The following is a 13738-nucleotide window of genomic DNA, read 5'->3' on the forward strand; positions in this document are numbered from 1 at the left end:
TCATCACTCGTCGTTGGCTTGTCTGTCGGACAGGTGGACGTCGAAGAGATCCTCGGGCCTCGGCAGCTCCGAGAGATCGTCCGCCTCGAGAACCCATTCGTCGCCCTCGCAGGTGAGCTTGGGCAGCGCCTCTTCGTCGGCGTCCTCGGCCGTCGGCTCGAACGAGCAGCGGGACTCGACCACCGCGGTGGCGGTCTCCCGCGCCTTCTGGTTCTCCGTGCCCGGCACGATGGTGTCGCCGACGGTCTTGTTGGTCGTCGCCACGACGCGGTAGGCCAGGAGGCCGACCGGGCTGCACGTCACGCTCGCGTCATTGCGTGCCGCCAGTTCGTGGGCACGGCGGCAGGCATTGTGCACGGGCGCGTCGCCGCGGAAGATGTCCCGCCACGCATCCGGTTCCCGTACGTTCAGCAGCCACTCGCCGGCCAGTTGGTCCCTGGCGTCCAGTGCCGCGGCGAGCGCCGCGGCGTCCGCCGCCGTCTGGGCACTGGAGCGGGTCGTGGCCGCCTGGCCGACGGCGAGGAAGACCAGGGCAAGGAAGAGCAGGCCTCCCACCACCATGATGTAGATGGGGAACGCCTGCCCTGCGTCGTCGCGGCTGCGACCGCGACCGTGGCCTCCGGTCAGCCTCCGGTCACTTCGCCGATCTTCGACGTGATGGCGTCGAAGATCGACTGCCCGATGTCCGTTCCCGTGATGGCCAGGACGATCGCCACCACCACCGCGATGATGCCCAGGTACTCCACCGCCGTCTGGCCCTTGTCGTCGCGGGCGGCGCGGGTGCGCAGGTACGCGGCGGTGGTGTGGAACCAGTTGCTCATGGTGTTCCCCTTCAGGGTGGCCGGTGCCCGCTTCATCTCGGGGAGGGTAGGCCGGGGCGGGGGTGCGGAGTAAGGGTCCCTGGGCCCAACCACGGGCCCAATCAACGAGGTTCACCGTCGTTCACCCCCCGGGCGGAACGAGCCGGGGCGGTGCCGAGCCAGGTGGCGGCGGCGGCCGAGCGGCTGGCGCAGTGGAGCTTGGCGAAGATGCGGTTGATGTGGTTCTTGACCGTCTTCTCGCTGATGAAGCACGCGGCGGCGATCTGCTGGTTGCTCATGCCGGCCGCGATGAGGTCCATGATCTCCGCCTCCCTCGTGCTCAGATGGAATGCCGCCCTGTCGGGAGCGTCAGGGGCCGACTGTCCCACAGGCGGTTGCATTTGCGAAAGAGTGGAGGGCGTACTTGACCGAAACGGCGGTGAATTGGGCCGTGTTGGTGATTCTTGTGCGTGTGCAGTCGCATCTCCCGGGGAGGCTGCCGGTGTCCCGCGGAGCTGGCTGAGCAGGGCGCCCGCCGCCGTGGGGGTGAAGCGGGGGCGGCCCCGGGTGACGTCCCGCACCGCCGTCAGCAGTTCCTCGGCCGTGAACTCGCCGTGGACCAGATAGCCGCCCGCTCCCCGCCGCAGCGCCTCCCGGACGGTCTCCGCCTCCCCGCTGTAGGTCAGCATCATGACGGGGGCGACGCCCACCAGGTACGGAAGTGCGGAGATGCCGTCCACGTCGGGCATGCGGACGTCCAGCAGGACGACGTCCGGGCGGTGCCGGTGGGCGGCCTCGCACGCCTCGCGGCCGTCGGCGGCCTCGGCGACGACCGTGAGGCCGGCGCAGCCGGAGAGCAGCGCGGTGAGACCGGCGCGGACCACCGGGTTGTCGTCGGCGACGACGACCCTCAGCGGGGCCGCCGGAGCCGGGGCGGGGAAGGGGTGGCGCGGGTTCCCCTCACGGGCCGTGCCGTCGTCGGGGGGCACAGGGGCCTCCTCTCCTGTCGGGTGCGTCAAGGCCGTGCCGGGGGCGCGGGCGGTGCGGGTGCGGGCGGTGCGGGTGGCGGGGCGGACGCGGGCGGAGCCGGGGGCAGGGCCGCGAGGGGGAGGTCCACCCGGACCTCCGTGCCCCTCGGGTGCCCGCCCCGGCCGACGCGGATGCGGGCACCCACCGAGGCCGCCCGTTCGACCATGCCGACCAGACCGAAGTGGCCGGTCCTGCGCAGTTCTCCGAGGGTGGTCCCCGGCGGCAGCCCGCGCCCGTCGTCGTGGACGCTGACGCTCACCTGGTCGCCGTCGACGCCGGCGCGGACGACGACACGGGTGGGACCGGCGTGGCGGTGGGCGTTCTCCATGGCCTCAGCGGCGATCAGGAGGAGCTGGCGGGCCACCGCCGGGGGCATCGCCGGGAGCGGTGCGGTGCCGAGGGGGCCGCGGACGACGGGCAGTCCGGTACGGGCGGTGAAGTCGTCGGTCCTGGCGGCCAGTTCCGCCGCGAGGTCGGTGCCGCGGGCGGGGTCCGACTCGTGGCGCAGGTCGGTGAGGAGTTCGCGGGACTCGGCGGCGGCGCGGCGGGCGCAGCGGGCGACCAGCTCCGCCTGGTGGCGGGCCGGGCCGGGGTCCAGGGGGTCGCGGGCCGCGGTGGCGGCCAGTCCCTCGGCGGCCAGGGCGACGCCGTGCAGGGTCTTGGCGACCGAGTCGTGCAGTTCGCGGGCCAGCCGGGCGCGTTCGGCGGCGACCGCCTCGGCGGCGGCGAGCCGGGTCCGCACGGCGGTCAGCGCCTCGGTGGCCGCGCCGAACCGGAGGAGCAGGCCGCGCAGGCTGGAGCCGACCGCCCCGGCGATGACGCACAGGCCGGGCAGCAGCAGCGATTCCGCCGGGGAGGGGCGGGGGTCCCGCAGCGCGATCTGGACGAGGAACAGGACCAGGGACTGGAGCGAGGCGAAGACGGCCGCGCCGCGCCACCCGTAGACCAGGCCCGCGAGGAGCGGGGTGCAGACCCCGACGTAGGCCAGTGTGCTGCCGGGGCCCGCCGAGACGAGGAGCAGGGCCCCGAAGGCCGTGTCGGCGGCCAGCAGGGACGGGTGGCGCAGCAGCAGGGGACCGAAGCGCTCCCAGTCGCGGAAGAGGACGTAGGAGCCCATGAAGGTGAGGACGACGGCGGCGCCGACCAGACGGGTGCTCAGACCGGGGCTCGCGTTGAGCAGGGCGGAGGGGGCCGCGAGGGCGATCATGGCCAGCCGGAAGCCGAAGACCTGGCGGCACAGCGCCTGGAGGGCGTTGACCTGGAGGGGGATGGCGGGGGCGGCCGGGGCGGGTGCCCCGTCGCTCCCCGGTGCGGAGGAGCCGGGGGCCCCTTGCGCCACCGGTACGGGGGCGGGAGCGAAGGGCGCCTGGACGGTCGGAGCGGGGGCGGTGGGTGCCTGGGGCGTCGGCGCGAGGACGGTGGGTGCCTGGGCGGTCGGCGCGAGGGCGAAGGGCGCTTGAGACGTCCACGCGGGGGCGGGTGCGCAGGGCGCGGCCGGCACAGGGGGCGCGGTCGGCGCTGGGCCGCAGGGCGCGGCCGCCGCGGGGCCGGATCCCGGGGTCGGTTCCGTGCCGGGGGCGCGCTCCGCCACCGGCCCGTCCTCCGCGCCGGGTGCGGGAGCCGTGGCCCGTCCTTCGAGCACGGCGAAGGGCCCGCCCGCCCCGGTCCCCTCGGCCCTCTCGACCACCCCTGACGCACCTGACGCACCTGACGCACCGGGGACACTGGACGCCCCGCCCGTCCCAAGCGCCCCGGCTCCCCGGGGGGCCCCGGGCCCTCCGGCCGCCCCCGCGTCCCCCGGAGTTCCGGGGGGCGGGTGGGGGTCGCGGTGGCGGCGGCGCGGTAAGCGGAGGGACCGGCGCGGCGGCTCCTGGACCGTCCGTGGCCGCGCCGGCGGGTTCGTGGTCGCCATCCGTCCGTCCTCCCCTGCTCCGTCCGTTCCGCTCCGTCTGCCGGGCCCCGGCACCGCGCCGGTGGTCCCGCTTCCTTCCGGCGCGAGGCCGGTCCCGCTTCCTTCCGGCGCCGTGCCGGTGGTTCCCGTCCCGGCGCCGCGCCTGCCCTTCCCCCGGCGGCCCGCCCGGATCCCGCCCGGGCCGCCCGTCACCGTCCCCTCCCGGCACCTGCCGGAAGCCGTTCGTCCCCCGGCACCGGTACCGGAAGCCGTTCGCCCCCGACCCCCGGCCGGACGCCGTTCCCGTCCGGCACCGGGCCGGACATCCCGCCCACCTCCCGGAGCGCTCTCGCTCCCGCCATTGCGCCGGGGACCCGCCCCCTGCGCCGGGGACCGGCCCCGGGCCCCGGGCCCCGTCCGGGTTCTACCCACACCCCCGGGTACCCCCACCCCGGCCCGCCGAAGGCCCGGCCGCGCCCTCCGGGCGGCCCCGGCGGCTCCGGCGGACCGGCGCCCCCGCTCTACTCCCCCGTGATCGTCCCGAAGTCCGTGCCCGAGCCCAGGATCAGGCCCGCGCCGAGGAGGATCATCGTGGCCGGGACCATGAACGTCGTGATCATCATCGTGGCCTTGGGCACCGCGCGGGCCGCCTTGCGGCGGGCGTTCTGTGCGTCCGTGCGGCGCATGTCCCGGGCCAGGGACACCAGGGTGTCGACGATGGGGGCACCCAGCTCCTCGCCCTGCTGGAGCGCCGTGACGAACATGGCGACCTGCTCGGAGTCGTTGCGGCGGCGCAGCTCGGCGAAGGCCTGGCGGCGGCTCACGCCGAGGTCCATCTGGCGCAGGGTGATGCGCAGTTCGTCCGCCCAGGGGCCCTCGTAGCGGGTGGACACCCGTTCCAGCGCCTGGCGGAAGCCAAGCCCGGCGCCGACCACGACGGCCAGCACGTCGAGGAAGTCGGGGAGGGTCCGCTCGATGACGTCCTTGCGGATGCGGATGGCCGACCAGATGCCCACCTCCGTCCAGAACGCGCCGAAGGCCAGCAGCAGGAGGGCGACGACGTACTGGCCGCGCAGCAGGAAGACCAGGAAGCCGATCCCGCCGAGGAAGCCGTAGACGGCGCGGCGGGCGGCGTAGCGGTCGATGGTGAGGCCGCCGGGGTTGCCGGCCAGGTCGATGCGGCGGCGGTAGCGGGCGACCCGGGCCGGGCCCATCAGCCGCAGCACGGCGGGCGCGTGGCGCATGCCTATGCGGTCGATGACGGAGCCGACGGCACCGGTGCGGGTGGCGCCGACCTCCAGGGCCAGGGCGAGGTCGTCCGGGAGCTTCGCGTCGGCGCGGTACATGCGGACGCCCGCGAAGGCGCCCCAGACGGCGAGGCCCATCAGCAGGGCGAGCAGGTACGCCATGGTGTCTCTCCCCTCAGACGTCGATGCGGGACAGGCGGCGGATCAGGACGAAGCCGACGGCGTAGAGCCCGAAGGCGATGACGACGGCGGCCTGCCCGGCCGCCGATCCCGTCATGCGCTCCAGCGCCCCGTCCTTCACCCCGTTCATCAGGAGCAACGAGCCGACCCCCAGGACGGGGACGGCGTAGGACGTCATCGTCACCTGGGAGAGCTGGGTGCGGATCTCGCGTCGGGTCTCCTTGCGCTCCTCCAGGGTCTCCGTGAGGTTGCGCAGCGCGCCCACGACCTGGCCGCCCGCCCGGTTGGACAGGACGAGGGTGGTGACGAGGACGACGAGTTCGCGGGAGGGGAGGCGGTCGGCGAGTTCGCCGAGGGCGTCGTCCAGGGAGGCGCCGACGGCCAGTTGGGAGGCGACCTTGCCCAGTTCCTCGGCGGCCGGGGCCTCCAGCTCCTCCGCCGCCATGCCGATGGCGGTGCGCAGGGCGAGGCCGGCCTGGGTGGCGTTGGCGAGGATGCGGGCCAGTTCGGGGAGCTGGTTGATGAACCTCTCGATGCGCTTCTGGCGCTGCCAGTTGAGGAACTGGAGGGCGGCCCAGATGCCGAGGAGCCCGGCGATGGGGCCGAAGAAGGGCGCGAGGGCGGCCTGCCCCACCAGCCACAGGCCGGCGACGGCGGCGAGCATCCAGACGGTGAACTCGCCGGGGGTGACGTCGAGTCCGGTCGCCGCGAGCCGCCGTTCGAGCCGTCGGCCGGACCGGGTGCGGCGCAGCCGGCGGTCGAGGGCGCTGAAGCGGCGCCGCCGGCCGCCCCCGGCGGTCTGCCCGGTGGCGGAGAGGCGGTCGACCAGCGCGGCGCGCCGGGCCCGGCCGGAGGCGTGGACGTGCAGCCCGACGACGCCGAGGAGGCAGGCGAGCAGGGTGACGCCGGTGGTGAGGCCGACGAGGGTGTCCAGTTCCATCGGCGGTACCTACCTGGCCTCTCGGGTGGCGAGCTGGTCCGGGGTGTGGGCCACTCCGAAGGCCTGCGGGACGGGCTGGCCCGCCATGTGGAGGCGGTCGGCGGTGCGGCGCGGCAGCGGATGGTGCCGGTAGCCGCCGTGGACGCGGCCGTCGGGGGTCATGGGCCGGGCGTGGAAGCGGGAGACGGTGGTGATCCGGTACGGCTCGCCGCCGTGGCTGTCGAGGAGGGCGATCTCGGTGACGCGGCGGGCGCCGTCGGCGAAGCGGGTGAGCTGGACGAGGACGTCGAGGCTGCTGTTGATCTGGTCGTGCAGGGCGGCAAAGGGGATCTCCACGTCGGACATGGAGGCCAGGGTCTGCAGCCGCATCAGGGCGTCCTCGGCGCTGTTGGCGTGGACGGTGGCGAGGGAGCCGTCGTGGCCGGTGGACATGGCCTGGAGCATGTCCAGGGACTCGCCGCCGCGGACCTCGCCGACGACGATGCGGTCGGGGCGCATCCGCAGCGAGTTGCGCACCAGGTCGCGGATGGTGACGTGGCCCTTGCCCTCGACGTTGGGCGGCCGGGACTCCAGCCGGATCACATGGGCCTGCTGGAGCTGGAGTTCGGCGGAGTCCTCGATGGTGATGATGCGCTCGGACTCGGGGATCAGGCCGGACAGGGCGTTGAGCAGGGTGGTCTTCCCGGTGCCGGTGGCACCGGAGACGATGATGTTGAAGCGGGCCTGCACCAGCCCGGCCAGCAGGTGGAGCATCTGCTCGTCGAGCGAGCCCAGGCCGATGAGTTCGCGGAGGGTGAAGGAGCGCGGGAAGCGGCGGATGGTGAGGGTGGCGCCGGTCAGGGAGAGCGGCGGGATGATCACGTTGACGCGCTCGCCGGAGGGGAGCCGGGCGTCGACCATGGGGTTGGACTCGTCGACGCGGCGGTTGACGGTGGAGACGATGCGCTCGATGGTCTGCATGAGCTGGTCGTCGGAGGCGAAGCGCAGCGGGAGCTGTTCGACCCGGCCGCCGCGCTCGACGAAGATGGCGTCCGGGCCGTTGACCATGATCTCGGTGATGGAGGGGTCCTCCAGCAGCGGTTCCAGGATGCCGAGCCCGAGCGCCTCGTCGACGACCCGGCGGATGAGCTGGGCGCGTTCGGCGGTGGAGAGGACGGGTCCCTCACGGCTGATGATGTGTCCGAGGACGCGCTCCAGCCGGGACCGGCGCTCGGCCAGGGCGAGGGAGCCCATCTCGGCGAGGTCGATCTCCTCCATGAGCTTGGACCGGTAGGAGGCGACCAGATGTCCGTCGCCGCCCTGGCCGCCGTGCTCCTCGGGCGTGTGGATGCGCGCGCGCAGGCTCATGCGTCCGGTGCTCCTCGCTCTTGTTCCTCGTGCCCCACGTCACTCCCCCGCCCGGTGGTCCAGGGGCATGGTGGCGGTCCTGCGGGCGGGGCCGAAGTCCCAGCCCGGGACGACGGAGGGGATGGCGACGGTGGCCGTCACGGTGACCTCGCCGCCGCCCTCGCTCGCCCCGCAACTGGTGCCGTCGGCCAGCCAGTCGCTGACGGCGGCGGCGCACTCGGCCTGGGCGCCGCGCTGGAGCGAGGCACCGCGCGCACCGGCCCGGGCGGCGGTGCCGGCCTGCTGGGCGGTGTAGGCGATGAGGCCGAGCTGTACGGCGGCCAGGGCGACGATGATCAGGACGGGGAGGAAACCGAGGTACTCCAGGGCTGCCTGGCCCCGGTCGCCCCGGCCCCTCTTCTCCCCCGCGCGGGGGGTGCGGAGGTACGGCATGTCAGTCGTCCACCTCCTCGACGGCACCGGCGTGCCCCTGGACGGTCAGCGGGCCCCCGGCGCCGGGGAAGAGAACCGGCACCCTCAGCTCGACCCTGGCGGTGACCCGGCCGTCCCCGGTGGCGCACTCCACGCCCGCGCCGCCCCGCCACGCACTCGGCAGCTTGTCCCGGCCGGCGTCGGCGCAGGCGCCCCCGCGCGCTCCCCGGGAGGCGGCGGTGCCGGCCCGGACCGCCTCGTCGGCGGCGTTGCCCGCGAGCGTGTAGGTGTACCCGACGAGCACGAGCTGCCAGAGCACGGCCAGGGTCAGCAGGATCACGGGCAGCATCCCCACGAACTCCACGGCGACCTGCCCGGCGTCCCGTACCGGCCGCCGCGCCGGAACGGCACCGAGGACGGTCGCCGGAACGGCACCGTGGGCGGACGCCGGGACGGCGCCGTGGGCGGACGCCGGGACGGCGCCGTGGGCGGACGCCGGGACGGCGCCGTGGGCGGACGCCGGAGCGGGCCGGACGCGCACGGCGCGCCGGGCCCACCGGCCCCTCGCGGGGCGACTCCCGGCCCCCGGACCGGCCGAGGCCCCCGGGCCGTCCGGGGCGGCCGTCGCGGTGCCCCGGACGGGCGGCGGGGCACCGGCGGTCCGGCGGGGCGCGCCGTCGTCCTCCCGTCCCCCCGGCCCGCTCACGTCCGCTTCTCCTTGGTCTCCTTGCGGCCCTCCTTGCGGCGGCGCCGCGCGGCCGGGGCCCGGCCGGGGGTGCGGTGGCCCGTGGGGGCGCTCCTGGTGAGCCCCAGTTCGGCGGCGAGGGTCCAGAGGGCCTGCTTGACCGTGCCGCGGTTGTCGAGTTCGTGGACGCGCCCGGCGTCGACCGCACCCTGGAGTTCCTTGAAGTGGGCGGGGACGGTGGTGTCCGCGACACCGGTGCCGGTGATCCGCTGGATGAGGGCGGGTTGGATCTCCGTCCCGCGCGTGTGGCGGTTGACGACGACGGTGGTCTCCTCCGCCTTGCGGATCTGGAGCCGGTCCCACATCCGCACCGCCCGCTTGGCCCCGCGCACGGCGAGCACGTCCGGCGTGGTGACCAGCAGCGCCCGGTCCGCGGTCTCGACGGCGGCGGCGCCCGCCCCGCCCATCTGGGCGCCGCAGTCGACGACGACCACCTCGTAGCGGGAGCGCAGGGTGGCGACGATCTGGCGGGCGGCGCGGTCGGTGACCTCCTCGCCGCGTTCGCCCTCGCCGGGGGCGAGCAGCAGGGCGAGCCCGCTGTCGTGCCGGAAGACGGCGTCGGCCAGGACCCGGGGCGAGATGTCGGTGATGGCGGCCAGGTCGGCGACGGAGCGCCGGAACTGCACGTCGAGGTAGGCGGCGACGTCCCCGGTCTGGAGGTCCATGTCGACCAGGGCGGTGGACCGTCCCGACGCCTGGGCGGCCAGGGCGAGCTGGATGGCGACGAGCGTGGTGCCGACGCCGCCCTTGGCTCCGCTGACCGTGACGACGGTGCCGCCGGCGCCGGCCGGGCCGTCACCGCCGCCGCCGAGATGGCGCCTGACCCCGGCCGACCACTGGGCCACCGCGTTTACCCGGGCGGCGAGTTCCTCGTGGGCGAGGGGCAGGGTGACCAGGCCGCGGGCGCCGTGGTCCATGGCGGCCTGGAGGAGTCCGGGCCCGGTGTCGGAGGTGACGAGGATGACGCCGACGGCCGGGAAGCGCAGGGCCACCTCGCGGATCAGCTCCAGCGCGGGGACGGGGCCGATCCGCTCGTGGACGACGACCACCTCGGGCAGTTCGTCGACGGACTCGGCGGCGAGCCGGGCGAGGGTGTCGACGAGCTGGGTGGAGTCGGCCACCGGGGTCACCGGTTCGGCGTCCGGGAGCCGGGCGAGCAGCGCGGAGAGGGACCGCGCCGCGTCCGCGTCCCCGGCCGCCGGGAGGATTCTCGTGGGCATGCGGCCCGTCACCTGTCCTTCGCGAGTTCGTACGTACGGTCCTTCTCGGGAACCGTGGTGTCGCCGCCGGGCGCCACCAGCGCGAGCCGGACGCGCTTCGCGAACGACTCGGCGTACGTGAGGCGCTGGGCGTCGAGGGCGGAGAGGGCGAAGGTGATGGGGACCGCGTCGGCGGGCCCCCGTCCGCGGCTGTCCTCGTCGGGGTCGAGGGCGGTGATCTCGCCGACGTCGAGCACCTGGGCGTTGGTCACGATGATCTTCGACTGGGCGGGGTCGCCCTCCCGCTTGCCCTCGAAGGTGGCGTACACGTTCACCGAGGAGCCGGGGGTGATCTTGCCGGCCACCCCGGTCGCCGCGTCGATCATGATGGCGACCTCCTGCTGGCCGGGGCGCAGGGCGGGCTGGTCGACGATCATGTCGCTCTGCAGCAGCGAGCCCTCGCGCAGCGTGGTCACCGCGATCCTGCCGCGTATCTCGGAGAGGTCGGTGACCGCGTTCCGCGACAGCCACCGCTCGGGCATCCGGATCTTCTCGAACTGGCCGGCGCTCAGCGCCGTGTAGGGCTTGACCTCGGTCTTCAGCCGGTACGCGGTGACCTCGGGGCCGACCTCGGACCTCACCTCGTCGATCACGGAGAGCACGCCGACGAAGGCGCCGAGGGCGCAGAGGACCGACAGGATCAGCAGGATGACGCCGCGGCGCTGACGGGAGTTCATGGGCCGTGCAACCTCATTGGGGGATCGGTCGAGCCGGGACGGAGAACGGGGGACGGTGCCTCGGGGGCCGCCGGGTCAGCCGGTGAGCGCGCGTCTCGTCCGGCCGCCGGGGGCGTGCCGTGACGCGGTGCCCGGGTCGTCGGGGGGCGGCGGGGTCGCGGAGCAGAACACGCAGCGGTCGCCGATGACGTCGATGCCGCACCAGTGGCAGGTGCCGCGCCGCACGGAGGTGACCAGTTGGTAGAGGACGGAGAGGTCGGGCAGGAAGGCGCAGAACTCGGTCATCCGTCCGGTGCCCCACCAGCGCGGCGAGCTGTCCGGCAGCGGGGTCTCCAGGACCCCCTGGACCTTCCAGGACGGGGCGAGGGTGCCGGTGACCCAGTCGGAGGGGAGCGGGCCCTCGGCCACCAGCAGGGAGGTGGCGTACTCGGGGCCGGTGAGGGCCGCGCCGGGCCCGACGCGCACCAGTTGCGGCTCGGGGTGGGCGACGACGGCGAACTGGCTGCCCGGCATCCAGGACTTGGCGTGCGCCTTGAGGCCGACGGGGACGTGGTCGAGCCGGGCGACGGAGCCGAGCAGGGCGCCGGAGTGGATGTAGTGGGTGAGCAGGCGGCCCGCGGAGGCGAGGACGCCGGGGCCGAGGTCGCACGAGGCGAGCTGGCGTAACTGGCGCGCCAGGACGGCCAGTCCGAGCGGCGGCAGGGGCGGACGGAACAGGGCGATCCGGTCGCTCTCCAGCAGGGACCGGACGGTGTGCAGGCGACGCTCCAGGGCGACGGGCGCGCCCGGCGGGCAGAGCACCACCAGGTGCCCGTGCTGGTCGACGAGGCCCTGGACCTCGTCCAGGACCTCCTCCAGCGGGCGCTTGCCGGCGTCCTGGAGCACGACCGCGGGCAGGGTCCGTTCGTCCAGTGGCGGCAGTGCCATGTCGGCACCGGTCACGGCAATCGCAGGTGGCACGCGCGGCTCCCCGTCTCCCCATGCCCGCCGGTCCACCGGTGCTGCTCCGGCACACCCGGACGACTTCACTGCGTGACTACGTGAGCACTGTATCCACGCCGCTCTGGCGCGAGAACACCGTTTCTCCAGCAGAAGAACAACTTGTGATGTACAAGGTGCGCCAAACCGGGACAGGTTGAGCACCGCCGGGTCCGCCGCCGCACCGGACCCGGCCGCCGCGCGGTGCGGGGCGCGGCCCGTCCGCCGACCCGGTCCGGGCGCATCCCGCCCGGCCACCGCCAAGTCCGGGAAAGTTCGACCATGTTGGTCCGGACCAACCCCTTGACACTTCAATTGGTCTGGACCACCTTGTACGTCAGCGGTGGCCACCGTCCCCAATACCTCTCCCCACCAACTCCTTTCCCCCCGGAGGCCTCAGTGGAGCCCGTACTCAGACGGCATGGACGACGACGGAACCGGATCCGGTACGGAGCCGGAGCCATCACCGCCGCTCTCGCGCTCACGGTCACGGCCGTCGGCCAGGCGTCGGCGGCGGACGTCAACAACGCGAAGAACGCCGGCTTCGAGACCGGTCTGAGCGGCTGGACCTGCTCCGCCAACAGCGGCGCCGCCGTCTCCACCCCGGCCCGCACCGGCACCGGCGCCCTGAAGGCCACGCCGAGCGGCCAGGACAACGCCCGCTGCAGCCAGACCGTCGCGGTGAAGCCCAACTCCACGTACTCCCTGAGCGCCTGGTACCAGGGCAGCTACGCCTACCTGGGCGTCACGGGGACGGGCACGACGGACGTCTCGACCTGGGACCCGGGCTCCACCTCCTGGAAGCAGCTCACCACCAGCTTCAAGACCGGCGCGTCGACCACCTCCGTGACGGTCTACACCCACGGCTGGTACGGCCAGTCCGCCTACTACGTCGACGACTTCTCCGTGTACGGCCCCGACGGGGGCGGCGGCGGTGACACCGACCCGGTCGTCCCGTCCGTCCCGGCCGGCCTGAACGCCTCGGCGACCACCTCGTCGTCGGTCTCCCTGGCCTGGACCGCGGCCACCGGCGCCACCGGCTACAACGTCTACCAGGACGGGACCAAGATCACCTCGGTCTCCGGCACCTCGACGGTCGTGAGCGGCCTGGACGCCTCGAAGACCTACTCCTTCCAGGTCTCCGCCACCAACTCGGTCGGCGAGTCGGCCAAGTCGGCGGCCGTCTCGGCCCGCACGAAGGACCCGGACGACGGCGGCGGCACCGGCAACTCCAAGCTGCCCAAGCACATCGTGACCGGCTACTGGCAGAACTTCGACAACGGCGCCGCCGTCCAGAAGATCTCGGACGTGTCGAACCAGTACGACATCATCGCCGTCTCCTTCGCGGACGCCACCAGCACGCCGGGCGGGATCACCTTCAACCTCGACACCGCCGGCCTCAAGGGCTACACCGTCGACCAGTTCAAGGCCGACATCCGCGCCAAGCAGAAGGCCGGCAAGAAGGTCATCATCTCGGTCGGCGGTGAGAAGGGGACCATCTCGGTCAACAGCGCCTCCTCCGCGACCAACTTCGCCAACTCGACGTACGCCCTGATGCAGGAGTACGGCTTCGACGGCGTCGACATCGACCTCGAGAACGGCATCAACCCGACGTACATGTCGCAGGGTCTGCACGCGCTGTCCGCCAAGGCCGGCCCGGACATGATCCTGACCATGGCCCCGCAGACGATCGACATGCAGTCGAAGCAGGGCGGCTACTTCCAGACCGCGCTGAACGTCAAGGACATCCTGACGGTCGTCAACATGCAGTACTACAACAGCGGCGCGATGCTGGGCTGTGACGGCAAGGTCTACTCCCAGGGCACGGTCGACTTCCTGACCGCGCTGGCCTGCATCCAGCTCGAGAACGGTCTGGACGCCTCCCAGGTCGGCCTCGGCCTGCCCGCCTCCACCCGCGCCGCGGGCGGCGGCTACGTCTCCCCGTCGGTGGTCAACGCCGCCCTCGACTGCCTGACCAAGGGCACCAGCTGCGGCAACTTCAAGCCGTCGAAGACCTACCCCAACCTCCGGGGCGCGATGACCTGGTCCACCAACTGGGACGCCACCTCCGGCAACGCCTGGTCGAACAGCGTCGGCGCGCACGTCCACGCGCTGCCGTAACTCCGGCCCGGTACTTCCCCCGGCCCCCGGCCCGCCTCCACGGCGGACCGGGGGCCGGTCCGTTTTCCCGCCGCCCCGCGCACCCGGCGCCCGCTCCCCCCGGCCCCGGCCCG

13 protein-coding genes are annotated in these 13738 nt (G+C 74.0%); 1 reads left to right on the forward strand and 12 read right to left on the reverse strand.

Annotation, left to right across the window (positions count from 1 at the left end):
* Positions 1-3: 3 nt before the first annotated feature.
* The 12 genes from ACZ7LB_RS11430 to ACZ7LB_RS11485 form a co-directional block, all read right to left on the reverse strand.
* A complete protein-coding gene (locus tag ACZ7LB_RS11430; RefSeq protein ID WP_471467606.1) occupies positions 4-627 on the reverse strand; it encodes a pilus assembly protein TadG-related protein in 624 nt (207 codons plus the stop codon).
* A complete protein-coding gene (locus ACZ7LB_RS11435; protein WP_471467607.1) occupies positions 624-821 on the reverse strand; it encodes a Flp family type IVb pilin in 198 nt (65 codons plus the stop codon). The genes ACZ7LB_RS11430 and ACZ7LB_RS11435 overlap by 4 nt, the downstream gene beginning before the upstream one ends.
* 101 nt (positions 822-922) lie before the next feature.
* The gene (locus ACZ7LB_RS11440; protein ID WP_471467240.1) at positions 923-1789 is read right to left on the reverse strand and encodes a response regulator; all 867 of its coding nucleotides are present in this window, start codon (positions 1787-1789) and stop codon (positions 923-925) included.
* Positions 1790-1815: 26 nt separating this feature from the next.
* A complete protein-coding gene (locus ACZ7LB_RS11445; protein WP_471467608.1) occupies positions 1816-3168 on the reverse strand; it encodes a sensor histidine kinase in 1353 nt (450 codons plus the stop codon).
* 1073 nt (positions 3169-4241) lie between these two features.
* Complete coding sequence (locus ACZ7LB_RS11450; protein WP_471467242.1) at positions 4242-5129, reverse strand: DUF5936 domain-containing protein; 888 nt, start codon at positions 5127-5129, stop codon at positions 4242-4244.
* A gap of 13 nt (positions 5130-5142) precedes the next feature.
* Positions 5143-6087, reverse strand: coding sequence for a type II secretion system F family protein (locus ACZ7LB_RS11455; protein ID WP_471467244.1), 945 nt, complete (start codon positions 6085-6087; stop codon positions 5143-5145).
* Between the two features lie 9 nt (positions 6088-6096).
* On the reverse strand, positions 6097-7434 hold the full coding sequence (locus tag ACZ7LB_RS11460; protein ID WP_471467245.1) for a CpaF family protein: 1338 nt from the start codon (positions 7432-7434) through the stop codon (positions 6097-6099).
* 39 nt (positions 7435-7473) lie between these two features.
* Entirely contained in the window at positions 7474-7866 is a 393-nt protein-coding gene (locus ACZ7LB_RS11465; protein ID WP_471467246.1) for a TadE/TadG family type IV pilus assembly protein, read from the reverse strand.
* A gap of 1 nt (position 7867) precedes the next feature.
* Complete coding sequence (locus ACZ7LB_RS11470) at positions 7868-8194, reverse strand: pilus assembly protein (protein ID WP_471467247.1); 327 nt, start codon at positions 8192-8194, stop codon at positions 7868-7870.
* Between the two features lie 353 nt (positions 8195-8547).
* On the reverse strand, positions 8548-9810 hold the full coding sequence (locus ACZ7LB_RS11475) for an AAA family ATPase (protein ID WP_471467249.1): 1263 nt from the start codon (positions 9808-9810) through the stop codon (positions 8548-8550).
* An 8-nt stretch (positions 9811-9818) separates the two neighbouring features.
* Positions 9819-10526, reverse strand: a complete 708-nt coding sequence (gene cpaB, locus ACZ7LB_RS11480) for a Flp pilus assembly protein CpaB (protein ID WP_471467250.1) — start codon at positions 10524-10526, stop codon at positions 9819-9821.
* Between the two features lie 75 nt (positions 10527-10601).
* Positions 10602-11453 carry a hypothetical protein gene (locus ACZ7LB_RS11485; RefSeq protein WP_471467609.1) on the reverse strand — a complete coding sequence of 284 codons (852 nt, stop codon included), beginning with the start codon at positions 11451-11453 and terminating at the stop codon, positions 10602-10604.
* A gap of 450 nt (positions 11454-11903) precedes the next feature.
* On the opposite strand from ACZ7LB_RS11485, the gene ACZ7LB_RS11490 reads away from it, so the two are divergent.
* On the forward strand, positions 11904-13625 hold the full coding sequence (locus ACZ7LB_RS11490; protein WP_471467251.1) for a chitinase: 1722 nt from the start codon (positions 11904-11906) through the stop codon (positions 13623-13625).
* Positions 13626-13738 lie beyond the last annotated feature (113 nt).

The sequence above is a fragment of the Streptomyces sp. NPDC107521 genome (assembly GCF_055598485.1).